The sequence below is a fragment of the Aquabacterium sp. genome (assembly GCF_014378415.1).
GTDB lineage: Bacteria > Pseudomonadota > Gammaproteobacteria > Burkholderiales > Burkholderiaceae_C > Aquabacterium.
The window spans coordinates 16,450-40,807 of sequence record NZ_JACMNS010000001.1; the positions used below are offsets into that span (position 1 = coordinate 16,450).

23 protein-coding genes and 1 tRNA gene are annotated in these 24,358 nt (G+C 62.8%); 15 read left to right on the forward strand and 9 right to left on the reverse strand.

Annotation, left to right across the window (positions count from 1 at the left end):
- The first annotated feature begins 175 nt into the window (after positions 1 to 175).
- The gene (locus H7225_RS00085) at positions 176 to 814 is read left to right on the forward strand and encodes a chalcone isomerase family protein (RefSeq protein WP_290658382.1); all 639 of its coding nucleotides are present in this window, start codon (positions 176 to 178) and stop codon (positions 812 to 814) included.
- Positions 798 to 1,718 carry a site-specific tyrosine recombinase XerD gene (gene xerD, locus H7225_RS00090; protein ID WP_290658383.1) on the forward strand — a complete coding sequence of 307 codons (921 nt, stop codon included), beginning with the start codon at positions 798 to 800 and terminating at the stop codon, positions 1,716 to 1,718. The genes H7225_RS00085 and xerD overlap by 17 nt, the downstream gene beginning before the upstream one ends.
- Before the next feature lies 1 nt (position 1,719).
- Here the strand turns inward: xerD and H7225_RS00095 are convergent, their stop codons facing one another.
- Together H7225_RS00095 and H7225_RS00100 are read right to left on the reverse strand one after the other, a co-directional pair.
- Complete coding sequence (locus tag H7225_RS00095) at positions 1,720 to 2,541, reverse strand: ferritin-like domain-containing protein (RefSeq protein WP_290658385.1); 822 nt, start codon at positions 2,539 to 2,541, stop codon at positions 1,720 to 1,722.
- Positions 2,538 to 3,386, reverse strand: a complete 849-nt coding sequence (locus tag H7225_RS00100) for an undecaprenyl-diphosphate phosphatase (protein ID WP_290658387.1) — start codon at positions 3,384 to 3,386, stop codon at positions 2,538 to 2,540. The genes H7225_RS00095 and H7225_RS00100 overlap by 4 nt, the downstream gene beginning before the upstream one ends.
- A gap of 129 nt (positions 3,387 to 3,515) precedes the next feature.
- Here H7225_RS00100 and H7225_RS00105 point away from each other — a divergent pair, with 129 nt between their 5' ends.
- The 5 genes from H7225_RS00105 to H7225_RS00125 are packed head-to-tail and all read left to right on the forward strand — an operon-like array spanning position 3,516 to position 7,270.
- Positions 3,516 to 5,057, forward strand: a complete 1,542-nt coding sequence (locus H7225_RS00105; RefSeq protein ID WP_290658389.1) for a protein adenylyltransferase SelO — start codon at positions 3,516 to 3,518, stop codon at positions 5,055 to 5,057.
- On the forward strand, positions 5,054 to 5,452 hold the full coding sequence (gene msrB, locus H7225_RS00110) for a peptide-methionine (R)-S-oxide reductase MsrB (protein ID WP_290658391.1): 399 nt from the start codon (positions 5,054 to 5,056) through the stop codon (positions 5,450 to 5,452). Before H7225_RS00105 ends, msrB begins: the two co-directional genes overlap by 4 nt.
- Positions 5,453 to 5,483: 31 nt before the next feature.
- Positions 5,484 to 6,128: a septation protein A gene (locus tag H7225_RS00115; RefSeq protein ID WP_290658392.1), complete on the forward strand. Its 645-nt coding sequence runs from the start codon at positions 5,484 to 5,486 to the stop codon at positions 6,126 to 6,128.
- Positions 6,129 to 6,144: 16 nt separating this feature from the next.
- A complete protein-coding gene (locus tag H7225_RS00120; RefSeq protein ID WP_290658394.1) occupies positions 6,145 to 6,414 on the forward strand; it encodes a BolA family protein in 270 nt (89 codons plus the stop codon).
- A 28-nt stretch (positions 6,415 to 6,442) separates the two neighbouring features.
- Entirely contained in the window at positions 6,443 to 7,270 is an 828-nt protein-coding gene (locus tag H7225_RS00125) for a peptidylprolyl isomerase (RefSeq protein WP_290658396.1), read from the forward strand.
- Between the two features lie 9 nt (positions 7,271 to 7,279).
- Here H7225_RS00125 and putA read toward each other — a convergent pair whose 3' ends face one another.
- Entirely contained in the window at positions 7,280 to 10,366 is a 3,087-nt protein-coding gene (gene putA / locus H7225_RS00130) for a bifunctional proline dehydrogenase/L-glutamate gamma-semialdehyde dehydrogenase PutA (protein ID WP_290658399.1), read from the reverse strand.
- A 71-nt stretch (positions 10,367 to 10,437) separates the two neighbouring features.
- Positions 10,438 to 11,154, reverse strand: coding sequence for a tRNA (guanosine(46)-N7)-methyltransferase TrmB (gene trmB / locus H7225_RS00135; protein WP_290658402.1), 717 nt, complete (start codon positions 11,152 to 11,154; stop codon positions 10,438 to 10,440).
- A 224-nt stretch (positions 11,155 to 11,378) separates the two neighbouring features.
- On the opposite strand from trmB, the gene H7225_RS00140 reads away from it, so the two are divergent.
- On the forward strand, positions 11,379 to 11,600 hold the full coding sequence (locus H7225_RS00140) for a hypothetical protein (protein ID WP_290658404.1): 222 nt from the start codon (positions 11,379 to 11,381) through the stop codon (positions 11,598 to 11,600).
- Between the two features lie 10 nt (positions 11,601 to 11,610).
- On the opposite strand, the gene H7225_RS00145 is transcribed toward H7225_RS00140, so the two are convergent.
- The 4 genes from H7225_RS00145 to H7225_RS00160 form a co-directional block, all read right to left on the reverse strand.
- Positions 11,611 to 11,684: transfer RNA gene (locus H7225_RS00145), tRNA-Gly, on the reverse strand.
- A gap of 37 nt (positions 11,685 to 11,721) precedes the next feature.
- Positions 11,722 to 11,994 (reverse strand): hypothetical protein, encoded by a 273-nt coding sequence (locus H7225_RS00150; protein ID WP_290658406.1) that lies wholly within the window; start codon positions 11,992 to 11,994, stop codon positions 11,722 to 11,724.
- 49 nt (positions 11,995 to 12,043) lie between these two features.
- The gene (locus H7225_RS00155; RefSeq protein ID WP_290658407.1) at positions 12,044 to 12,973 is read right to left on the reverse strand and encodes an aspartyl/asparaginyl beta-hydroxylase domain-containing protein; all 930 of its coding nucleotides are present in this window, start codon (positions 12,971 to 12,973) and stop codon (positions 12,044 to 12,046) included.
- Positions 12,974 to 12,980: 7 nt separating this feature from the next.
- A complete protein-coding gene (locus H7225_RS00160) occupies positions 12,981 to 14,468 on the reverse strand; it encodes an NAD-dependent succinate-semialdehyde dehydrogenase (RefSeq protein ID WP_290658408.1) in 1,488 nt (495 codons plus the stop codon).
- A gap of 136 nt (positions 14,469 to 14,604) precedes the next feature.
- Between H7225_RS00160 and alaS the strand changes: the two genes are divergently transcribed.
- From alaS to dut, 6 genes are all read left to right on the forward strand, one after another.
- A complete protein-coding gene (alaS, locus tag H7225_RS00165; protein WP_290658410.1) occupies positions 14,605 to 17,253 on the forward strand; it encodes an alanine--tRNA ligase in 2,649 nt (882 codons plus the stop codon).
- A gap of 159 nt (positions 17,254 to 17,412) precedes the next feature.
- Positions 17,413 to 18,297, forward strand: coding sequence for a metal-dependent hydrolase (locus tag H7225_RS00170; RefSeq protein WP_290658412.1), 885 nt, complete (start codon positions 17,413 to 17,415; stop codon positions 18,295 to 18,297).
- Positions 18,298 to 18,412: 115 nt separating this feature from the next.
- The gene (locus H7225_RS00175; RefSeq protein WP_290658414.1) at positions 18,413 to 19,474 is read left to right on the forward strand and encodes an AraC family transcriptional regulator; all 1,062 of its coding nucleotides are present in this window, start codon (positions 18,413 to 18,415) and stop codon (positions 19,472 to 19,474) included.
- 410 nt (positions 19,475 to 19,884) lie between these two features.
- Positions 19,885 to 20,940 (forward strand): AraC family transcriptional regulator, encoded by a 1,056-nt coding sequence (locus H7225_RS00180; RefSeq protein WP_290658416.1) that lies wholly within the window; start codon positions 19,885 to 19,887, stop codon positions 20,938 to 20,940.
- Positions 20,941 to 20,976: 36 nt separating this feature from the next.
- Entirely contained in the window at positions 20,977 to 22,212 is a 1,236-nt protein-coding gene (coaBC, locus tag H7225_RS00185; protein ID WP_290658420.1) for a bifunctional phosphopantothenoylcysteine decarboxylase/phosphopantothenate--cysteine ligase CoaBC, read from the forward strand.
- A 6-nt stretch (positions 22,213 to 22,218) separates the two neighbouring features.
- Positions 22,219 to 22,668 (forward strand): dUTP diphosphatase, encoded by a 450-nt coding sequence (gene dut, locus H7225_RS00190; RefSeq protein ID WP_290658421.1) that lies wholly within the window; start codon positions 22,219 to 22,221, stop codon positions 22,666 to 22,668.
- Positions 22,669 to 22,682: 14 nt separating this feature from the next.
- Here the strand turns inward: dut and H7225_RS00195 are convergent, their stop codons facing one another.
- Positions 22,683 to 23,207 carry a peptidylprolyl isomerase gene (locus tag H7225_RS00195; RefSeq protein WP_290658423.1) on the reverse strand — a complete coding sequence of 175 codons (525 nt, stop codon included), beginning with the start codon at positions 23,205 to 23,207 and terminating at the stop codon, positions 22,683 to 22,685.
- Between the two features lie 59 nt (positions 23,208 to 23,266).
- On the opposite strand from H7225_RS00195, the gene H7225_RS00200 reads away from it, so the two are divergent.
- The coding region (locus H7225_RS00200; RefSeq protein WP_290658426.1) for a cupin domain-containing protein at positions 23,267 to 24,358 on the forward strand (1,092 nt) is incomplete at its 3' end.

Here is a 24,358-nt window from a genome sequence, read left to right on the forward strand (position 1 = left end):
ATGGTTGTTTCAGGTCGGGATGACGGCGTGGGGCAAAACCTGTCACGATCAATCAATTGATGGCACAACAACGACAGGCGATCCAGCATGGCGGCATGGGCAACGGTTTACGCAGCTTTACACCGGGTTGACCCGCCCTTGTCGGCGCGGTAGTGCGCCCCCACGTTGTACACCCATGAACTCCACAAGCATTGCCACGCTGGCCTTGAGGCAACTGATGGTTGCCGCTGCCCTGATGCTGCTGTCAGGGGCCTTTGGCCTGCCAGTGCCTGTGCCGCCGGGCGTTGCTCAAGCGGCCAAGCTGGAAGGGCAGCGTTTTGACGACACCTTGGTGCTGTCCGACCGCACCCTGCGCCTCAATGGCCTGGGCTTGCGGGGCGTGGCCTGGGTCAAGGCATTTGTGGCCGGCCTTTACCTGGCGGCGCCGTCCAAGGATCCTTCGCAGATTCTGGCCATGCAAGGCCCCAAGCGCCTGCGCTTGAAGGTCATGCTTGAGGCGCCCAGTGTTGAGATGACCAAGTCCATGCGAAAGGGCGTGCAACGCAATGAACCCGCCGAGGTTCATGCCCAGTTGCTGGACCGCGTCGACGTGCTGGCCGCTGGCTTGGACAGCATCGGCACCTTCCGTCCGGGCGATGTGCTCGATCTGGACTTCGTGCCCGGCCAAGGCACGCTGTTGGTGTTCAATGGCAAGGCCTTGTCCAAGCCCATCGCGGGCGACGATTTCTACCGGGCCATCTTGAAGATCTTCATTGGCGAGCGGCCCGTGGACAAACGCATGAAGGCGGGGTTGCTGCGTGGTTCGGCTGCCTGACGAGGCGCGGGCGTCTGACGACCCGCACTTGCACCGCTTCATCGACGCCCTTTGGCTGGAAGATGGCCTGAGCGCCAACAGCCTGGCCGCTTACCGGCGCGACCTGGCGGGGCTGGCCGTCTGGCTGGCCAAACAGCCGGATGCCCCCACCTTGATCCAGGCCCGTGAGCTTGACTTGCAGGGCTACGCTGCCCACCGCCACGCCGAATCCAAGCCCACCTCGGTCGGGCGGCGTTTGAGTGTGTTCCGACGGTTTTACCGCTGGGCCCTGCGCGAAGGCTTGACGACCCAGGACCCGACCTTGCGCATGGACGCGCCCCGCCAGCGCCAGCGCACCCCAGGCACCTTGACCGAATCGCAGGTGGAAGCTTTGCTGGCCGCGCCCGATGCCGACGAAACCTTGGGCTTGCGTGACCGCGCCATGCTGGAGCTGATGTACGCCAGTGGCCTGCGTGTGAGCGAACTGGTCGAACTCAAGACCGTGCACGTCGGCCTGAACGAAGGCGTGCTGCGCATCACCGGCAAGGGCAGCAAAGAGCGGCTGGTGCCTTTTGGGGCCGAGGCCGGTGTTTGGCTTCAGCGTTATCTGATCGATTCGCGCGCGTTCATCCTGAATGGGCAGAGCAGTGATGCCTTGTTTGTCACGGGGCGCGGTGGCCCCATGACGCGGCAGATGTTCTGGAAGTTGGTCAAGAAATACGCGGTGCTGTCGAGCATCAGCCAGGCCTTGTCGCCACACACTTTGCGCCATGCCTTTGCCACGCATTTGCTGAACCATGGCGCCGATTTGCGCGTGGTGCAGATGCTGCTGGGGCATGCCGACATCTCGACCACCCAGGTGTACACGCACGTGGCGCGTGAGCGGCTGCGTTTGCTGCACGCGCAACACCATCCGCGCGGCTGATTCACTGCAGCTTCAGTGGCGGGGCCTCTTGCCTGGATGTCCAGAGCTGTTCCAGTGCGTACAGCTCATCTTCTTCGAAGCCGGCAGCACGGCGGGCCTCCATGTTGAAGGGGCCTTTGAGCCGTGGGGCGCTGAACGCCGTAGCAAGCTCCGCATAGGTCGACAGAGGATCGAGGCCTCGATCAGCGCAGAGAAAGCGATACCACTTGTTGCCCACCGCCACGTGCCCGATTTCATCCCTCAAGATGATGTCCAGGATGGCTGCGCCGCGCTGGTCATCAATCGTCAACAGCTTTGCTTTGATGGGCGGCGATGCGTCAAGCCCACGCGCTTCCATTGTTCGCGGTACCAGGGCAATGCGAGCCAGCAGGTCGCCCTTTGTTTTCTCGGCCATTTCCCAAAGGGAGTTGTGCGCCTGAAAGTGGCCGTAGTCGAAGCCCAGGCTCACAAGGTGGTTGCGAAGCAGGGTGAAGTGCAAGGCCTCTTCTTTGGCGACGCCCAGCCAATCCATGTAGAACTCGTCTGGCATGCCAGGAAAACGCCAAGCAAGGTCAAGCGCCAAATCGATGGCGTTGAGTTCGATGTGCGCTAGGGCGTGGATCAGCGCGGCGTGCCCCTCAGGATTGCGCACTGAACGCGTCTTGAGTTGGGTTGGATGTACCAGCTCAGGGTGCGGCGGGCGGCCAGGGATGCCGGCAGGCTCTGCCAACGCTTCGGCAGAGCACAGCGTGCCATTCAGGTCGAGTGCCATGGTGCCCTTGGCCTTTGCCTCAGGGTCACTGGTCAGCAAAAGTTGGAGGGCCTGATGTCGGAGCGTGTTCATTCAGCCCAGGTGATCCAGCCCTGCTGGGCCGACACCAGCACCACGATGCCGAAGGCGATCCGGTACCAGGCGAAGGGAACGAAATTGTGCGTGGCCACGTAGCGCAGCAACCAGCGCACGCACACCCAGGCCGACAGGAACGAGAACGCCAAGCCGACGCCGAACAGCGGCAGATCGTCCATCGACAGCAGTGCGCGTTCTTTGTAGAGGCTGTACAAGCCCGCACCGACCAGGGTCGGGATGCCCAAAAAGAAGCTGAACTCGGTGGAGGCCTTGCGCGACAAGCCCAGGAACATGCCACCGATGATGGTGGCGCCCGAGCGGCTGGTGCCAGGGATCATGCCCAGGCACTGGATGCAACCCACCTTGAAAGCATCCGCCAGGCTCATGTCGTCCACGGTCTGGACGCGGTAGTGGCTGGTGCCGGCCTTGGTGGCGCGGCGCCCGGCCCACAAGATGATCAGGCCGCCGACGATGAAGGCGCTGGCCACCACCGGGGCATTGAACAAATGTGCCTTGATGACCTTGCCAAAGGCCAGGCCCAGAATGGCCGCTGGCAAGAATGCCACGATGACGTTGAGCGCAAAACGCTGGGCTTTGGGCTGCGATCCCAGGCCCAATGCGGTTTCGCGCAGGCGTTGCCAATACACCAACACGATGGCAAAAATGGCGCCCGACTGGATCGCGATGTCGAACACCTTGGCCTTGTCGGCGCCTACATTGGATTGAAAATCAAGCAGCGATCCCGCCAGGATCAGGTGCCCGGTGCTGGAGATGGGCAGGAACTCGGTCAGCCCCTCGACGATGCCCATCAACACGGCTTTGAAAAACAGCAAGGTATCCACGTCGGCCAGTCCTGTGTTGCAAGCAAAGCGGCATCTTAGGGCAGGGCGCGCGCTTCAAACCCCCATGGCCACCGGCAGAAATTGCCCTCGGGCACCCTTGGATGGGGGGTCTTGTCTACACTTCGCCACATGTCTTCTGATCTCGATGCTGTTTTCGCCCCGCCCGCCCACGACTGGGTCAACCGCTATGCGCTGCTGAGCGAGTCGTGGCGCGCACGTTTGCAGGCGCCCATGGCCACGGCGGTGAAGGCGCAAGCCTTGCCCGAGCCGCGCTGGGTGGCCTGGAGCGACTCACTGGCGCATGAGCTGGGTTGGCCCGCCGATTGGCGCGAGGGTGATCTGCCTTTACGTGTCTTTACCGGCAATGCGCAATGGCCGGGCATGCAGCCCGTGGCCACGGTCTACAGCGGGCACCAGTTCGGCGTGTGGGCGGGCCAGTTGGGCGATGGCCGTGCGCTGTTGCTGGGCGAGTTGAAAACGGCCTTGGGCACGCGCGAGTTTCAGCTCAAGGGCGCGGGCTCGACGCCTTATTCGCGGCGGGCCGATGGTCGGGCCGTGTTGCGCTCGTCCATCCGCGAGTTCTTGTGCAGCGAGGCCATGCACGCGCTGGGCATCCCCACCACTCGGGCCCTGGCCTTGACCGCCTCGCCGCAATTTGTGCGGCGTGAAACCATGGAGACCGCCGCCGTGGTCACCCGCGTGGCCCCCAGCTTCATCCGCTTCGGCCACTTCGAGCATTTCGCGCACAGCGGCGAGGCCGGCCACCACGAGGTCTTGCAGGCCCTGGTGGACCACGTGGTCGAACACCAAGTGCCCGAATTGAAAAACGCCCCCCAGCGCGCCGTGGCCTTGCTGCAATACGCGGTCGACAGCACCGCCCGCCTGATGGCTGCCTGGCAGTCGGTCGGCTTTTGCCACGGCGTGATGAACACCGACAACATGTCGATCCTGGGCCTGACGATCGACTATGGCCCTTACGGTTTCCTGGATGGTTTTGACCCGCAGCACATCTGCAACCATTCGGATGACCAGGGCCGCTACTCCTGGCAGAACCAGCCCCAAATTGGCTACTGGAACCTGCGCGCGTTGGCCCAGGCGCTGGTGCCGGTGATCCCCGAGTTTGAGGGCGACGAGAGCGTCATCATCGACGTGCTCAAGTCCTACGAGCAGCGCTTTCCGCAAGCCATGACTGATCGTTGGCGTGCCAAGCTGGGCCTGGCCACCGAGCAGGAGGGCGACGGTGCCCTGGCCGTGGATTTGCTCACCGTGATGGCCGAGCACCGCACCGATTTCACCATCACCTTCCGCCGCTTGGGCGACTACCAAAGCAGCCTGCCGCCCGATGACGCCGCCAACGCCCCGGTGCGCGACCTGTTCATCAACCGCGAGGCTTTTGACGCCTGGGCGCGCCGCTATGCCGAGCGCCTGAAGCTGGAAAACAGCGTGGATGCCGAACGCCGCGACCGCATGCGCCGCGTCAACCCGGTTTACATTTTGCGGAACCATTTGGCCGAAACAGCGATCCGTCTGTCTCAGGCCGGTGACGACTCCGAAGTGCGGCGCTTGCATCGGCTATTGCAAACCCCCTGCGACGAGCAACCCGGCTGTGAGGCCGATGCCGATTTCCCGCCCGACTGGGCTCAATCCATCGAGGTGTCCTGTTCATCATGAGCGATTACAAAGTCAAGAAGTCCGACGCGGAATGGCGTGCCCAGTTGGACCCGATGCAATTCGAAGTCACGCGCCAGGCGGCCACTGAACGGGCCTTCACCGGCCAGTATTGGGACCACTTTGTGGACGGCGCCTACCGCTGCATCTGTTGCAACGCCAAGTTGTTCGAATCAAGCACCAAGTTCGACGCGGGCTGCGGCTGGCCCAGCTACTCCCAGGCGGTGGACGACAGCAGCGTCGAGCGCGTGATTGACAAAGCCCACGGCATGGTGCGCGTCGAGGTGCGCTGCAACAATTGCGGTGCCCACCTGGGCCACGTGTTCGACGACGGACCGGCGCCCTCCGGCGAGCGTTTCTGCATCAACTCGGCCGCGATAGACTTCGAGCCGCGCTGATCCGCGCCTGTGACCCTCAACCCGGTTCCCCATGAAGATATTTTTTGACCTGTTACCCCTGCTGCTGTTCTTCGGCGCCTACACCTGGGCCGGTGGCCACAAGGAACTGGCGGCTGAGTGGATGACCCAGTACCTGGGCTTCCTGGTGTCTGGCGGCATCGTGGCGGCCAAAGAGGCACCCATGCTGCTGTCCACGGTGGTGATGGTGGCTTGCGGTGTGGTCCAGATTGCCGCGCTCAAGATCCTGCGCCACAAGGTGGACGTGATGCTGTGGGGCACGTTGATCGTGGGGACCGTGCTGGGCGGGGTGTCGATGTGGCTGCACAGTGCCATCTTCTTCCAGTGGAAGCCCACGGTGCTGTACTGGCTGATGAGCGCCGGTTTCCTGGTGGCCGAGATCATCATGAAGCGCCGCGTGCTGCACAAGATGATGGGCGGCCAGATCGACGCGCCCGATGCCGTGTGGATCAAGTTGGGCTGGGCCTGGGTTGGATTCTTCGCCTTCATGGGCGTGCTCAACTTGTACGTGGTCTACAACTACACCGAAGAGCAGTGGGTGAGCTTCAAGGTCTGGGGCGCTTCAGGCCTGATGCTGTTGTTCATGCTGGCTCAGGGTTTGTACCTGAGTCGCCACATGCCCCCATTGCCCGACGATGCTCCGGCCAAAGCTAAGTGAACTTTCAGGCCTGACCATGACTCCACTTCAAGGCGTGACCGCCGAACAAATTCAAGCCGCCCTGACAACGGCGTTGCAGCCGCTCAGCATTGACGTGACCGATGACAGTCACCTCCATGCCGGGCACGAAGGCGCCAAGTCAGGACGGCATTTCAGCGTGCATTTGCGTGCCCAGTGCTTTAACGGACTGTCACACGTTCAACGGCATCGCCTTGTGTATGATGCTCTTCGCGATTTGATACCGCAGGGCATCCATGCGCTGGCCATCAAGGCCGAGCCTGTCTGACAACGAAACAACCTAACAAAATTCGCTCATGAAGACTTTCCGCACCCATGTCATCAAGTCCGCCGTTCTGGCCGCGACCCTGTCGCTGGCCGCTCCTCTGGTGATGGCCCAGAACATCGCCATCGTCAATGGCAAGCCCGTGCCCAAAGCCCGGTTCGACGCCATGATGACCCAGATCGTCAAGCAGGGCCAACAGGCCAAGACGCCTGACCTGGAAGCCAAGGTCAGGGAAGAGTTGGTGTTGCGCGAGATCTTCGTGCAAGAGGCCGAAAAGAAAGGCATTGCCGCCACCAGCGACTACAAGACGCAAATGGAATTCGCGCGTCAGTCGATCCTGATCCAGGCTCTGTTCACCGACTTCCAGGCCAAGTCCAAGGACAGCGAAGCCGACTTGCGCGCTGAGTACGACAAGATCAAGGCTCAGAACGGCGACAAGGAATACCGCGCTCGCCACATCCTGGTCGAGAAGGAAGACGAAGCCAAGGCCATCATCACCCAACTCAAGGCCGGCGCCAAGTTCGAAGACCTGGCCAAGAAGAACTCCAAGGATCCGGGCTCTGCCGAAAACGGTGGCGATCTGGATTGGGCTGCGCCTGGCAACTACGTGCCCGAGTTCTCCGAAGCCATGTCCAAGTTGGAAAAAGGCAAGTTCACCGAAACCCCGGTGAAATCGCAATTCGGCTACCACATCATCAAGCTGGAAGACTCGCGCGCCACCCAGTTCCCACCCTATGATGAAGTCAAGGTGCAGCTGCAACAGCGCAATGCGCAAGCCAAGCTGGCCAAGTACCGCGACGACCTGAAGGCCAAGGCCAAGACCGACTTCAAGTTCAGCGCACCTGCTGCTGCCAACTGATCGATCGGGTCAGCGTCCTCGCGTCAGCAGCGCGGCATTGCCGCCTGCTGCCGCCGTGTTGATGCTGATCACTTGCTCGGTGCAAAACCGCAGCAGGTAGTGAGGGCCGCCGGCTTTCGGGCCGGTGCCGCTCCATCCCTGGCCGCCAAAGGGTTGCGACCCCACCACGGCGCCAGTCATTCCCCGGTTCACATACACATTGCCCACACGCGTGCGGCGGGCGATGTGCTGCGCGCGCGAGTCGATGCGCGTCTGCACCCCCAAAGTCAAACCATATCCGGTGGCATTGATCTGCTCAATCAGCGCGTCGATGTCGGGCGCCTGCGTGCCCGGGCCCCAGCGCACCACGTGCAGGATCGGGCCAAAGTGCTCGGCGGTGAGAGCGCTGACGCGGGGCAAGGTGTAGGCGGTGGGGGGCACGATGTGCGGTGCGTTTGACGACGAGGCCAAGGTGGCCCGGCCAATCAGGCGCACACCGGATAGGGGTTGCTGCGCCTGGTGGTCCAACTCGGCCAAGTGGGCATTGAGCAGATCGTGCGCATTGGCATCAATGACGGGCCCCACGTCGGTGGCCCATTCGGCGCTGTCGCCCATCACCAGGGTTTGCAAAGCGCCCGCCAGCATCGCTTCCAACGCGTCGGCCGTGGCGCTGTGCAGGCACAGCAGGCGCAAGGCCGAGCAGCGTTGGCCTGCGCTCAAAAAGGCGCTGGCCACCACGGCGTCCATCACCTGTTCGGGCAAGGCGGTGCTGTCCACGACCATGGCGTTGAGGCCGCCGGTCTCGGCGATCAAGGGCACGATCGGGCGATCGCCCTGGGCCAGCATGCGCTGGATGCGCTTGCCCGTGGCCACCGAGCCGGTGAAGGCCACACCCGCGCAGTGCTTGCTGGCCACCAGCGCGGCACCGACCACGGCACCCGGCCCGCAGGCGCAGCCCAGCACGTCGGCGGGCACGCCAGCCTGGTGCAGCAGCGCCACGAAGCGGCGCCCGATGTCGGGGGTCTGGTCAGCGGGCTTGGCGGCCACGGCGTTGCCGGCCACCAGCGCGGCCATCACCTGCCCACCAAAGATCGCCAGTGGAAAGTTCCACGGCGCGATGCAGACGAACACGCCACGGCCGCGCAACTGCCAGTCGTTGCTTTCGCCGGTGGGGCCGGGCAGCGCTTGCGATTTCAGGTGATGGCGGCCTTGCTGGGCGTAATAGCGCGCCAGATCAATGATTTCGCGCACCTCGGCCACGGCATCGCTCATGGTCTTGCGGGCTTCCACCACCAGGTCGGCGGCCCAGCTGTCGAACTCGGCTTCCAGCAGGTTGGCCACTTTGTCGAGCACGGCGCAGCGAGCGGGTGCGGGCGTTTCTTCCCAGTCTTGCCAGCCTTGGCTGAGCGATTCCATCAGCGCCTGGGCCTCGGCGGCGCACAGGGCGTGGCAAGGCGAGGGCACGGTGGCTTGCGCGCGCCTGACGTGAATGGCGGCCTCAAGCGCATCGCGGTGCATCTGGCAGTTCAGGTCGCGGCCAATCGCGTTGCGTCGGTCGGGGCCATAGAGCCTGGCGGGTGGCACCACGCCAGGGCCGTGTTCGGTGTCGATGGCCGTGAGCCAGGGCGAGGCCAGCAACTCATCCAGGCTGACCTGCGGGTCGGCCAGTTGGTGCACAAACGAGGCGTTGGCGCCGTTCTCCAGCAGGCGCCGCACCAGGTAGGCCAGCAGGTCCCGGTGTTCGCCCACGGGGGCGTAAATGCGCAGGGCGGCGCCAGTTTCAGGTGAGGCCTTGAGGTGGCGCAATTCGCGGTACACGCCTTCGCCCATGCCGTGCAAGCGCTGCCATTCGTAGCGCTCCGGGCCGACACCATGTTGCCTGGCCAATTGCATGACGGCGGCGATGGTGGCCGCGTTGTGCGTGGCGAATTGGGGGTAAAGCACATCGCTGCAGGCCAGCAGGGCATCGGCGCAGGCCAGGTAAGAAAGATCGGTGTTGGCCTTGTGCGTGTAGACGGGGTAGCCGTTCAGGCCCAGCTCTTGGGCGCGCTTGATTTCGGTGTCCCAGTAAGCGCCTTTGACCAGGCGCACGGTGAGGCGTTTGTCGTGCAGGGTGGCCAGGCGTTGCACTTCGTCGATCACGGCCAGGGCGCGGTGCTGGTAGGCCTGCACGGCCAGGCCCAGGCCATCGCCAGCGGCGGGCATCAGGCGGGCCAGCAGGTCAAGCTGCAACTCCAGCCGGAAAGACTCCTCAGCGTCCAGGGTCAGCAGCACGCCGGCCTCGTCGGCTTGGTGGGCCAGTTGCTCCAGCCTGGGCAGCAGTTCGCGCACCAGGGCTTCGTGTTGCGAGGGGTCGAAGCGCGGGTGCAGGGCAGACAGCTTGATCGACAGGCCAGGGCGCTGAGAAAACGGCAATTGCTGCGCTTTCTTGTCGCCGGGCTGGCCCAGTTGCGACAAGGCCCGCTGGTAAGACGCCAGGTAGCGGTCGGCATCAGCCCAGGTGCGGGCACCTTCGCCCAGCATGTCGAAACTGTGGCGGGTGGTCAGGCCTTGGTCGGCGTCGGCCCGGGTTTGCTTGCGGGCCTGGGCCAAGGCCTCGTCCACGGTCTGGCCGAGCACGAATTGGCGACCCAGCAACTGCAGCGCGCGCGCGGTGGCGGACACCACGGTGGGCCCCCCCAGGCGTTGGACCAAGGTGGGCGCGGCGGTGCGGCCATCTTGTGAAGGCAGCAACTGGTGCGCCAGGTCCAGCACACGGGCCGAGGCGCTGGACAACCAGGGATGGGCCGAGCCGTTGTCGGCGTGCTTGGCAAAGTCGGCCTGGGCTAACTGGTCGCCGATCAGGGCCTGGGCAGTGTCTTGGTCAGGCACGCGCAACAGGGCTTCGGCCAGGCGCATCAAAGCCAGGCCTTCGGTGCTGGACAGCGGAAACTCTTGCAGCAGGGATTCAAGTGCCCAGAAGGGCGGCGGGCGGTGGCGGATGCCGCGCACCCAGGGCTCGCATTGCTGGCGCACGATGCCCCAGTCGAGCTTGTCTTGCAGGCGCAGCCTCAGCTTGTCGATTTGCGCGGCTTCATCGGCCCAGGGTAGCGGTAAGCGGTCGGAGAGTTTATTCACAGCGCACTCCAGTCAACGTCTTCAGCGTAACGTCAACGGGTGCGTGGGGTCTAGGTCATGAGAGGGGCTTTTCAGCGCTTTTTGAACACCAAGTCCCAAACACCGTGGCCGAGTTTCAGTCCTCGGTTCTCAAACTTGGTCAGCGGCCGGTAGGCGGGCTTGGACGCGTAGCCCTCGGCGGTGTTGGCCAAGCTAGGCTCGTCGCTCAGCACTTGCAGGATCTGGCGGGCGTAGGGCTCCCAGTCGGTGGCGCAGTGCAGGTAGGCGCCAGGGGCCAGGCGCGAGGTCAGGTGGGCCACCAAAGGTGCCTGGATCAAGCGGCGCTTGTTGTGGCGCGTCTTGTGCCACGGGTCGGGGAAAAAAATGTGCACGCCGGCCAGCGACGCGGGCTGGATCATGTGGTCCAGCACCTCGACCGCGTCGTGGCGGATCAATCGCAGGTTGGTGATGTGCTGGTCGCCAATGCGCTTGAGCAGGGCGCCCACGCCGGGTTCGTGCACTTCAACGCCGATGAAGTCCACGTCGGGCAAGGTTTGCGCGATGGTGGCGGTGGCATCGCCCATGCCAAAGCCGATTTCGAGCACGACCGGTGCCTGGCGCTGAAAAGTGCCGGCGTAGTCCAGATGCGCCTTGTCGTAAGGCAACAGGTACTTGGGGCCCAGTTCGACCAAGGCCTTGGCCTGGCCTTCCGTGGTCCGCCCGGCGCGCATCACAAAGCTGCGGATGGTGCGGTGGGGGTAGCCGGACGATGGCGGGTCGTTGTCGTCGGGGGGCAGGGCGGTGCTCATGGGTGAAGTCGGGGAAATGCTGGCTGGGGACAGGCCGCCATTGTCCTTTAACGGCCGCACTAGGGCTGTCCCTTAAAGCGGACAGGGTACTAAATCACGCAGAAGCCCGATCGGTGTTGGGCGGCCATTCATCTGGGGGGTGATGAGTCCGCTTTTCAAAGGAGCGGGCGCGCATCATTGCCTGAGCGGATTTGACCGCCAATGGCCTGAGTGGAGTTTTGAACGTGAGCAGAGTCCCAATGTTGCTGAATGCCAGTCGCTGTGTGTTGGCGTTCAGCTTGCTGGTCGGCATGAGTGCCTATGCTGAACCCGGGATGTTGGGCAAAGCCAAAGACCGGGCGTCCAGCCCCGTGGCCGCCGTGAGCGAGCCGCCCAGTTTTGCTTTGTTGGCCCTGGGCCTGGTCGCCATTGGCCTGCATGGGTTGGGCCGGTCGCGGCGCCGATAGCGCTTGTGCCTGGAGCGGGTGATGGGAATCGAACCCACGTTATTTGCTTGGGAAGCAAGAGTCCTGCCATTGAACGACACCCGCAGACAGGCCGCATTCTAAACCCACAGTTCGGACTTCTTCATTCGCTGGCAGAAGAAGCTGGTGGCGTGGGCAAGCCGAGCTTCCTGGCGGTTTTGTTGATGGCACTGCCTGTGGCGGAGGCGCCGCGTTCAACTGCGCTGGCCGCTTTTTGCAGGCCATGCTTAACAGATTTTTCGATCTTGGCCGCCACCGACGAGGCTTTGCTGGCCGCAGCGGTGACAAATTGAGGCGGCTCTGCCGCGCTGGCGATGGCGCAGGTGGCGGTCAGTACGGCCGTCAACACAAGTTGCCTGATGAATTCATGGGACATGAAGGGCTCCTGGCATTTGCCATGGCGTTTGGAAAAGGCTGATCTCTGATCAATAAAAGATGGCCCAGAGCAGCCCGCCAATCAGCACCCACTTGCCCACATAGTAGGCCGTGCGGTTGCGCGCTTTCAAGACCTTGGCCTTGGCGCGCAATTGGTAGAAGTGGAAGAAGAACTTGTTCAGGCCACCCACGGGTTCGCCTTCCACGTTCTGCGTGGCGGCCGCCGTCATCACCAGCGAGCCAAAGCCACGGTTGATCCAGCGCATGATGGGCGTGTAGACCGGGCGCTCGATGTCGGCGAACAAGATGATGCGCGGGTGGTCGGTGGTGTTCTCGGCGTAGTGGATGTAGGTCTCGTCGAACATCACGACTTCGCCATCTTTCCAGTGGTACTTTTCACCATCGACGTCGATGTAGCAGCCGGGGTCGTTGGGTGTGATCAGGCCAAGGTGGTAGCGCAGCGAGCCGGCATAGGGGTCGCGGTGGCGCACCAGGCGGGCACCGGGCGGCAACGAGGCAAACATGGCGGCCTTGACGCCAGGAATCTGCTTGAGCAACGCCACTGTCTTGGGGCACAGGTCTTTGGCTGATTGAAGATCGTCGCCATACCACTTCAGGTAGAAACGCTTCCAGCCTGTTCGGAAAAAGGAGTTGAAGCCGATGTCGTTGTAGCTGTCGGCCGCCTTGATGTTGCCGCGCCCGTCCAGGTGCAAGGCTTCTTCGCGCATGACCTCCCAGTTGTCCTGCAGCAGTTGCAACTCCGGGAACTTTTTAGGGTCCAGGTAAGGCTGCGAGCCCACCTTCGAGAACATCACCATCAGCGAGTTCAGCGGTGCAATCAGCACGGTGAAGTCGGTCAATGCGCGCACCAGGCCAAAGCGCATCTTGCCGCGCAGGTGCGAGTGCAACGCGGCGGCGATGAAAGCCAGCAGCACCCAGTGGCGTGGCGCCAAAGGCCACAAATCGTGCAGAAAAGTCATGTTCGGCTCACTTGTCCAATCCGCCAAGGCAAAGGTACTTGGCTTCCAGGTAATCGTCCATGCCCTGGCGCGCGCCTTCGCGGCCCAGGCCGGATTGCTTCACGCCACCAAAGGGCACTTCGCAGCTTGAAATCAGGCCAGTGTTGACCCCGACCATGCCGTATTCCAACGCTTCGCCCACGCGGAAGATGCGGCCGATGTCGCGGCTGTAGAAATAGCTGGCCAGGCCGAACTCGGTGTCGTTGGCCATGGCGATGGCTTCGGCTTCGGTGTCGAACTTGAAGACAGGGGCCACGGGGCCGAAAATTTCCTCGCGCGCCAAGCGCATGTCGCTTGATGCGTTGGACAGTACCGTGGGCGTGTAGAAGTTGCCGCCGTCCACGGGCGCTTTCTTGCCACCCGTGACGACCTTGGCGCCTTTGGCCACGGCATCGGCCACCAGGTCTTCAACCTTGGCCAAGGCTTGGTCATCGATCAACGGGCCTTGCACCACGCCGGCTTCAAAACCGTTGCCCACTTTCATCTGCGCCACACGTTTTGAAAGCTTGGCCACGAACTCGTCGTGGATGTCGGCTTGCGCGTACAGGCGGTTAGCGCACACGCAGGTTTGGCCCGCATTGCGGTACTTGGCGATCAGCGCGCCTTCCACGGCCGCGTCGATGTCGGCATCGTTGAACACGATGAAGGGCGCGTTGCCGCCCAACTCCAGCGACAACTTCTTGATGGTGGGCGCACACTGCTTCATCAGGATGCGGCCCACCTCGGTTGATCCGGTGAAGGACAGGTGGCGCACCGTGTCGCTGGCGCAGAGCACCTTGCCCACTTCAATCGACCGCTCCGCATCGGCGGTGATGATGTTCAACACGCCCGGCGGCATGCCGGCGCGCAAGGCCAATTCGGCCACGGCCAGCGCCGACAGTGGGGTGGCCTCGGCCGGCTTGATGACCACGGGGCAGCCAGCGGCCAGGGCAGGCGCCACCTTGCGGGTGATCATGGCGATGGGGAAGTTCCAGGGCGTGATCGCCGCGCAGACGCCAATCGGCTGGCGGATCACCAAAAAGCGCTTGCTGGCGTCGGTGCTGGGCACCGTTTCGCCATACACGCGGCGGGCTTCTTCGGCGAACCATTCGATGAAGCTGGCACCGTAGGCCACTTCGCCTTTCGATTCTGCCAGCGGCTTGCCTTGCTCCGCGGTCATGATCCGGGCCAGGTCGTCCGCGTTGTCAATCAGCAGGGCAAACCACTTCATCATGATGGTGGACCGAGCCTTGGCGGTCAGGGCACGCCAAGCGGGCCAGGCGCGGTTGGCGGCGGCGATGGCCGCTTCGGTCTGGGTGGCACCCAGGTTCGGCACCTGCGCCAGCAATTGCCCAGTGGCCGGGTCGCGCACGTCGAAGCGCTCAGCGGCATCCACCCATTGCCCGTCGATCAGGGCGTGGGTCTTGAGCAGGGAAGGGTCTTTCAGCGCGGCCAGGGGGGCAGGAAAATCGGTCATGGCGGTTCTCGGGAAAGCATGCACGGGCCAGAATGATAGGCCACCCCCCTGAAACCTATAATCAGAAGCTTTGCTTTACCCGGTTGCCATCAGGCCCGGGTCGCCCCGCCCCACGTTCTGAACCGGAAGCCCCCAGATGAAAGCCGCCGAGATCCGCTCCAAGTTTCTGAAGTTCTTCGAGTCGAAGGGCCACACCATCGTGGCCTCCAGCCCCGTGGTGCCCGGTGACGACCCGACCCTGCTGTTCACCAACGCGGGCATGAACCAGTTCAAGGACGTGTTCCTGGGCTTCGACAAGCGCCCCTACACCCGTGCCACCTCGTCGCAAAAGTGCATCCGCGCTGGCGGCAAGCACAACGACCTGGACAACGTGGGTTACACCGCCCGCCACCACACCTTTTTTGAGATGCTGGGCAATTTCAGCTTCGGCGACTACTTCAAGCGCGACGCCATTGGCTTCGCTTGGGAGTTGCTGACCGAGGTCTTTAAGCTGCCCAAAGACAAGCTCACCGTCACGGTGTACGCCGACGACGACGAAGCCTACGACATCTGGCACAAAGAGATCGGCGTGTCGGCTGAGCGCATCATCCGCATCGGCGACAACAAGGGCGCCCGCTACGCCTCCGACAACTTCTGGATGATGGGCGACACCGGCCCCTGCGGCCCCTGCACCGAGATCTTCTACGACCACGGTGACCACATCCCCGGCGGCCCGCCCGGCAGCCCCGATGAAGATGGCGACCGCTTCATCGAGATCTGGAACAACGTGTTCATGCAGTTCAACCGCGACGAAGCGGGCGTGATGCACAAGTTGCCCAAGCCCAGCGTGGACACCGGCATGGGCCTGGAGCGCATCGCCGCTGTGCTGCAAGGTGTGCATGGCAACTACGAGATCGATTTGTTCGTGGCTTTACTGGCTGCGGCCAAGTCAGCGGTAGACGCCGCTGGCGGTGGTGATGTCGATGCATCGAGCCCCAGCCTGAAGGTCATCGCCGACCACATCCGCGCGTGCTCTTTCACCGTGGCCGATGGCGTGATCCCCAGCAACGAAGGCCGCGGCTACGTGCTGCGCCGCATCACGCGCCGCGCCATCCGTCATGGCTACAAACTGGGTGCCCGCACGCCGTTCTTCCACAAGCTGGTCGGTGCCTTGGTCGAGCAGATGGGCGATGCCTACCCCGAACTGCGCCAGAACGAAAAGCGCATCACCGAGGTCCTGAAGACCGAAGAAGAGCGCTTCTTCCAGACCATCGAGAACGGTATGCAAATGCTCAGCTCGGCGATTGCAGAACTGTTTCTTGAGAAGGGGCAGGGCGCAAAGGTACTTGACGGCGCCTTGGCTTTCAAGTTGCATGACACCTTTGGTTTTCCTGTCGATTTGACAGCCGATGTTTGTCGTGAGGATGGCCTTACCGTTGATACGGTGGCGTTCGATGCCGCCATGACCCACCAGCGCCAACAAGCCCGCGCCGCCGGTAAGTTCAAGATGGCCACCGGCCTGGCGTACACCGGCACCCCCACCACCTTCCACGGCTACGACCACCTGACCCACGAAGGCTCCAAGGTCACCGCCGTCTACGTGGACGGCAGCCCCGCCCAATCCGCCCACGCGGGTGACGACGCCGTCATCGTGCTGAACGACACCCCCTTCTACGCCGAGTCCGGCGGCCAGGCTGGCGACAGCGGCGACCTGCGCAACGGCACCTCGCGCTTCGTCGTCGAAGACACGCACAAGATCCAAGCCGATGTGTTCGGTCACCACGGCCGCGTGGTCGAAGGCGAGATCAAGGTGGGCGACACGGTGAATGCCCGCGTTGATGCCGATGTGCGCGCCCGCACCATCCGCAACCACAGCGCCACCCACCTGATGCACAAAGCCTTGCGCGAAGTGCTGGGTGGCCACGTGCAGCAAAAGGGCTCGCAGGTCACGGCAGACCGCACGCGCTTCGACTTCGCGCACAACGCGCCCATGACGGCCGATGAAATCCGTCAGGTCGAAGAGCTGGTGAACGCCGAGATCCTGCTCAACGAGGGCACCAATGCTGCCGTGATGGGCCTGGAAGACGCTCAAAAGACTGGCGCCATGATGCTGTTCGGTGAGAAGTACGCCGATGAAGTCCGCGTGCTCAGCATCGGCTCATCCAAAGAGCTTTGCGGTGGCACGCACGTCAAGCGCACCGGCGACATCGGCCTGTTCAAGATCGTGGCCGAAAGCGGCGTGGCCGCTGGCGTGCGCCGCGTCGAAGCCGTCACCGGTATCAATGCCCTGAGCTACCTGCAGTCGCTGGAAAGCACTGTGCAAGGACTGGCCAGCCTGCTCAAGGCCGCGCCTGCCGAAGTGTCTGCCCGCGTGGCCGCCGCGCAAGATCAGATCCGCGCGCTGGAAAAAGAACTCGCCGCCATCAAGGGCAAGCTGGCTTCCAGCCAGGGCGACGAGCTGATGGCCCAGGCCGTCGACATCAAGGGCATCAAGGTGCTGGCCGCCGTGCTCGATGGCGCCGATGCCAAGGCACTGCGCGACACGATGGACAAGCTCAAGGACAAGCTCAAGACGGCCGCCATCGTGCTGGCCTCGGTCGAGGGTGGCAAAGTGCAGATCGCCGCTGGCGTGACCGCCGACAGCATCGGCAAACTCAAGGCCGGTGAGCTGGTCAACTTCGTGGCCCAGCAGGTGGGTGGCAAGGGTGGCGGCAAACCTGACATGGCCATGGCTGGTGGCACCGACCCCTCCAAACTGGCACAAGCCCTCGCCGGCGTGCCCGCATGGGTGAATGAGCGACTCTGATGTCGTGAGTTCAACCCAAAAGGCTCCTTCGGGAGCCTTTTTCTTTGTGCGAATGTCGGCGCCAATGCCATCTTGTCATCCAGCATCCTGTGAGCGACGCCACCGCATCCCTATAGTTCAATCACCGAGGACCGACTTACTACAAGAAAGGTGTTGCTCATGACCACCCCCGTTGCAATCCATCCCATCGTCCCCCGCGAGAAGCTGAACTTCAACCTGGACGGCGACATCCCCAAGTACTGGTTTGGCGGCGACCCTTTCAAGTCGCGCTTCTGGGATGCTCTGTCGATCATCTTTCCACCCGGTGAAAAGTTCTTCATGACCTGTGTGCGCGATTTCCGCGACCAAGTCACCGACCCGAAGATGCTGCAAGAGATCAAGGACTTCAACAAGCAAGAAGCCCAGCACGGCATCGTCCACCGTCAGGACAACGAACGCATCCGCAAGCAAGGCATCGACACCGAGAGCCTGAGCGCCTGGGTCGAGAACTTTCTGACCAACCGCTACCGCAAGTGGTACAGCCGCAGCTATACCGTGGCGGTCACCGCCGCGCTGGAGCACTTCACGTCGATCATTGCCCACAGCATGTTCGACAAGCGCGATTTGCTGAAGGAAGCCGACCCCCGCGTGCGCGCCATGTACGCTTGGCATGCCATTGAAGAAGTCGAGCACAAGGGTGTTGCCTACGACGTCATGGTCGATGTCGCCAAGGTGGGTTACTTCAAGCGTGTGCTGGCCCTGGTCGATGCCACCATCCTGTTCCCTGTCACCATCTTCTACATCCAGCGCAAGATGTTGATTCATGATGGTTTCACCCTGACGCAACGCATCAAGCTGATGGCTGGTGGCATCTGGTGGTTGATCAAGCCCAATGGCTTGCTGGCCCCCATGGCCAAGGCTTACTGGACTTACTACAAGGTGGGCTTCCACCCGTGGCAAGAGTCCACGCAGCACGGCTACCCTGAGTGGCTGGCCGCCTTCAACAGCAGCGGTGGCGACCCGGTCAAGGCCAGCGAGCAAATGCGCCAAACCCTCGCCATGTGATCAAGCTGACGACCCAGCAGGCCTCCGGTGACGGAGGTTTTTTTTTGCGTCGTTATTGAAACCCCGATCTTCGGTAGACTGCGGCACACTCACCTTGAGTGGGCCGTTTTCATTTATGCAGATTCCATCGATCGTTCTCAAAGCTCTGGGCATCAAGCCCATTCCGCTGTTCATGCTGTCCAGCTGGATCAAGGCGGCCGCCAAGTGCGGGTTCAACGTGCAACCGCTGTTCAAAGAGGCCGGCATCACCATCGACCTGATCCGCCTGGAAGACGCCCGTGTGTCGCCCTTGCAGTTGATCTCGGTGCTGGAGCAGTGCGTGGCCATGTCGCCCCACAAGCATTTCCCGGTGGTATTGGGCGACACCTTCGCGTTTGAATCCCTGCCCGAGTTTGAAACCCTGCTGACCACCAGCCCCACCTTGCGCCAGGCCCTGGATGTGGCTGAAATGGCCAAGCGCATGGTGCTGCCCTGGGCACAGTTCGACATCCGCGAAGAAGGCGATCTGGCCTACGTGGCGATCAGCTTTGAAGTGCCCGTGGTCGACGTTGAAACCCTCGGCCTGCCGTTGCACTATGTGATCGAAGCCCTGCTGGCCTGTGTCCGCAAGTTCGGCCGTTCCTTGCAAGGCTCATCCGATGGCTTCGTGTCGGTGTCCATCAAACGGCCTCCGCCACCGTATGCCGAGCAGCTGCAGCAGTTCTTCGAGGTGCCCGTCAACTTCAACCAGCCCATGGACGCGCTGGTGTTTGAAAGCCGCATCCTTGACCTGCCGCTGGAAGGCGCCTTCCCGGCCCTGCACGAGCAGGCGCACTTCCTGGCCGAGCAGCGCTTGGGCAAAGAGGCCCGTCGCCAGGGCGTGGCCGCCGAGATCGAAGAAATCATCGCCCTGAAACCAGGGCTCTTGGCCCTGGGCGTGGAAGACATGGCCGAGCGCCTGAACCTGCATCCCCGCACGCTGCAGCGCCGTCTGAAGGACGAAGGCGATGGCTACCTGCACCTGCAGGCCCGCATGCGCCACCGACTGGCCTGCGATTGGCTGCGCAAGGGTGACATGTCCATCGACGACATCAGCGCGCGCCTGGGCTTCTCCGACCGCCGGGCCTTCACCGCAGCGTTCAAACGTTGGGAAGGTTGCACCCCCAGCAACTGGCGCGATCAGCAGGGCAGGGCGTGAGCCGCTGAATCAGGCCTGAATGTGGCCTGACGAAGGCCTGATGACGGCCTGGAGTGCGGACAACGTTCGTTTCCAAATGGTCCTGCCGACCGGTCGCTGTCCGTGTCGTCGCCGCCGCCTTGGCCCATGAACTCCCTGCCATGCCGTGGCCGACGAACCGTGATTATCGACACGGATTTGATCAATGTCGTCATTTATTCCCGTTTTGATGCCTGAAAAGCTTGTGGTGGGCCGAGAATTTAAATAGATTGGATTATCCAATTCATACGATCGTTCGATATTCGTTGAATTCCCTCATAAATTAGAAAACGTACGTATTCAGATATTGATTGGAAATGATTTTGCTCACCTCCAATGTCCAATTAAAGCCAAGTGTGGAGCAGGCCTCCTGGAGCCCGGAGATTTCGAGCTTGTCCGCCACCATTCCCATGTTTGGCGTGCCCAGTTGGGTTCGTGCCGCCGCCCGTTGCGGCTTCCCGATCGAGTCCGCTTTCCAGGAGGCGGGTGTTGAGCTGGATGTGAACAAGCCCCACGTTGGCATGGTGACCGCCGATGCGCTGCTGCGGGCCATTGAGGTGTGTGTCAAGCACTCCACCACACACTATTTCCCCCTGGCATTGGGCGAGGCCTATGTGTTTGACCGCTTCCCCCAGGTCGAGGCTTTTCTGGCCACCAGCCCCACGATGCGAGAGGCCATTGAAGCCTTGCCCTGGATCCGGGCCATGCAACTGCCCTGGCTGTGGGTCAGCCTGGAAGAGACCGACACCGAAGCAGCCATTGTGGTGACCCTTGATCCCGAATTGGCCCGCCGTACCGAAGCGCCCTTCGTGATTGAAATCGTGCTGGCTGCTTGCCGCAAATTTGCCAAGGCCATGCTGGGTCGTTCGTTGGCGCTGTTTTCGCAGCCGCTGCATGCCGTGCAGTTTCAAAGGGCGCGGCCTGACAATGCCGCCTTGTTTCAGGATTTCTTCCCTTGCCATGTTCAATTTGGGGCCCCCCGCAATGCCTTGGTGTTTCCCAAAGCCATGCTGGATGTCCCGCTGCAAGGCGCGCTGCCCTCCATCCACGGCCAGGCGCGCCAGGCCATCGTGCGCGAGTTGGAGGCCAGCAAGCCGCACTTTGCCGCAACCGAAGCCGTACGCCAGGCCTTTGAAGGCCAGCCCGAACTGCTCAAAGGCGGCCTGGACGAGGCGGCCGAGTCCATGGGCATCCATGCCCGCACCTTGCAGCGGCGCCTGCAGGCCGAAGGGTTCAAATTCGCCGACTTGCAAGCCCAGGCCAAATACGCCCGTGCCCGGCAAATGCTGAGCAAAAAAGCGATCAGCATGGAAATCATCAGCATCGAGCTGGGTTTTTCCGACCGGCGTGCTTTCACCTACGCTTTCAAACGATGGTCGGGCATTTCGCCCAGCACCTACCGTGCGCGGGTTCTTCAGTCACCTGTGACGGCTTTGCGGCATCCTTGATCTGGCGGGCTGGACAAGCCTGCTAGAGTCCGGCCCATGTCAGAACGTTCAGATCTCCTGGGCAAGCACATTGTGCTGGGCCTGACAGGCGGTATCGCCTGCTACAAATCGGCCGAACTGGTCCGCCTTTTGATCAAGGCAGGTGCCACCGTTCAAGTCGTCATGACCGACGCGGCGCAAGCCTTCATCACCTCGGTGACGATGCAGGCACTGTCCGGTCGGCCCGTGGCGACCAGCCAATGGGATGCGCGCGAGCCCAACAACATGGCGCACATCAACCTCAGCCGAGAGGCCGATGCCATCGTGGTGGCGCCCGCCAGCGCTGATTTCATGGCGCAACTGGTGCAAGGCCGTGCGCATGAACTGCTCAGCCTGATGTGCTTGGCGCGGCCTCGTGAGCGTTGCGCCTTGTTGGTCGCCCCCGCCATGAACCGCGAGATGTGGTCGCACCCGGCCACGCAGCGCAACGCGCAAACCCTGCGAGAGGACGGCACCATCTTGCTCGGCCCCGACAGTGGTGACCAGGCCTGCGGCGAAGTCGGTGATGGCCGGATGATCGAACCTGCTGATCTGCTGAACGACCTGATCGCCTTTTTCCAGCCCAAGATCTTGCAAGGCCAGCGCCTGTTGATCACCGCCGGGCCCACCTTCGAATCGATTGACCCGGTGCGCGGCATCACCAACCACTCCAGCGGCAAGATGGGTTTTGCTTTGGCACGCGCTGCGGTGGAAGCGGGTGCCCAAGTCACCCTGATCGCCGGGCCGGTTCATCTGCCCACACCCCGGGGCGTGCGCCGCATCGACGTGATGTCTGCATTGCAGATGCAGGACGCTGTGTTGCCGTTGGCCGGCGACCACGACGTGTTCATCGCCACGGCGGCGGTGGCCGACTGGCGCCCAGCTTCACTGAGCCAGCACAAGATCAAGAAAGAAGGCAAGAAAGTGGCGCCCACTTTCGAGCTGACCGAGAACCCCGACATCCTGGCCGCCGTGGCCGCCCTGCCCAAAGCGCCTTACTGTGTGGGCTTTGCCGCCGAAAGCGAGAACCTGCTGGCGCACGCGCGGGCCAAGCTGCTGCGCAAGCGCATCCCTTTGATCATCGGCAACCTGGGCCCCGCCACGTTTGGCCACGATGACAATGCCTTGGTGTTGGTGGATGCCACCGACCAGCGCCAATTGCCCGAGGACGGCAGCAAGGCCGACAAGCTGGTGCTGGCGCGCGCACTCATGCTGGAGCTGGCCCGCCGACTGAACCTTCTTCCTGTGAACTGAATTGACATGACGACCGTTGACATCAAAGTACTCGATGCACGCATGGCCGACCACTTGCCCGCTTACGCCACGCCGGGCAGCGCGGGGCTGGACTTGCGCGCTTGCCTTGACCAAGCCGTAGTGCTGGAGCCGGGGCAGGCCCAACTGATCCCCACGGGCTTGTCGATGCACCTGGCCGACCCCGGCTTGGCGGCCATGATCCTGCCGCGCTCAGGCCTGGGCCACAAGCACGGCATCGTGCTGGGCAACCTGGTCGGGCTGATCGACTCCGATTACCAGGGACCCTTGATGGTCAGTTGCTGGAACCGTGGCAATGCGCCCTTCACCATTGAGCCGATGGAGCGCATCGCGCAGATGATCATCGTGCCGATCGTGCAAGCCAGCTTTCGGCAGGTGGATTCATTCGAGGCCACCGCGCGGGGCGAAGGTGGCTTCGGGTCCACAGGGCGCGGCTGAGGAGGCCCTTGAACTCAGTGCATCACTGAGCCAGGGGGGGCTAGATTGGGCGCCAGCGTGAACACCGATTCGGCCACCGAGCCTTGCTCGATCTCTTCCAGCGTGGCCGTGCGCACACCTTCTACCTTCATGGACAGGCGCAGGGCCACGCCAGCCAATGGATGGTTGCCGTCCATCACGACGTGGGTGTCGTACACCTCGGTCACGGTGTAAAGCACGTCTGGCGGCAAGTCGGGGGTGGTCGAGCCCACAGGGGGGCCTTCGAACTGCATGCCAACGTCCACTTCGGCCGGAAAGATGTCGCGGGTTTCAAAGAAAACCAGCTCGGCTTTGTAGTCGCCAAAAGCCTCTTCGGGCGCCAGGTTCAGGTCGGCCGTGAAGCCCGGGGCTTGCCCGATCAGGACCTCTTCGACCTTGGCCAGCAGGTCATTGCCACCGACGAAGAACTCCATGGGTTCAGGCAGTTCGTCGATCAGTTGGCCTTGCGCATCTTCGAGTCGCCAGACCAGGCTGACGACGCAGGGGGAGGAAATCATCATCCCTCAATCATCTCATGGACGCCATGGCGGCTGGCGTCAGAGGTCGCACAATGGCGGCCATGACATTGACCACCAACGATCTGAACCACGCGCCCCTGGACGCGCCATCGACCTTGCTGGGCGGCCTGTCGCCCCAGCAATTCATGCGCCGCCATTGGCAGAAAAAACCCCTGTTGATCCGCCAGGCCATGCCCGGCGTCAAGCCCCCGGTGGGCCGCTCTGCCTTGTTCGCCTTGGCGGGCCAGGACGAAGTCGAATCCCGCCTGATCGTGCAAGATCCGGTCAGCAAAGAATGGCGTTTGCGCCAGGGCCCGATTCCCCGGCGCGCCGTGCCCAAGTTGGAGCAGCCCGGCTGGACCCTGCTGGTGCAAGGCCTTGACCTGCACGTGCCGGCAGCCCACGCGCTGCTGAGGCAATTTGGCTTCGTGCCCCAGGCTCGTGTGGACGACCTGATGATCTCGTACGCCAGCGATGGCGGCGGGGTCGGGCCGCACTACGATTCCTACGATGTGTTCTTGCTGCAGGTTCACGGACGCCGCCGTTGGCGCGTGGGGCCGCTCAAGGATGCCAGCCTGCGGCCTGATGTGCCTCTGAAGGTGTTGGCCAACTTCGAGCCGCAAGAAGAATGGCTGCTTGAGCCCGGCGACATGCTTTACCTGCCGCCCATGTGGGGCCACGACGGCGTGGCCGAGGGCGAATGCATGACCTGCTCGATCGGTTTTCGTGCGCCCGAGGCCGTCGAGATCACCCGTGAGGTGTTGGGCCGGTGTGCCGAAGCCATGGAGGCGGCCCCCAAGCCCCGTCTGTACAGAGACCCACAACAAACCGCGACCGATCAGCCAGGGCGCATCCCGGTCGACCTGCAGCAGTTTGCGCTTGATGCTGTGCAGCGCTTTCTGAACGATCCACAAAAGATCCAGGCCGCTTTGGGCGAGTCTTTGACGGAACTCAAACCCCGCGTCTGGTTCGAATCCGGTGAGCCTTTGCCCGATGGTGCGGGCGTGGTGCTGGACGCCAAAACTCGCATGGTCTACGACGACAAGCGCATTTTTGCCAACGGCGAATCGTGGTTGGCGGCAGGGGCCGATGCACGCTTGATGCGTGCCCTGGCCGATCGCCGTCAACTCAGCGCTTCTGCCGTGGCCAAGGCC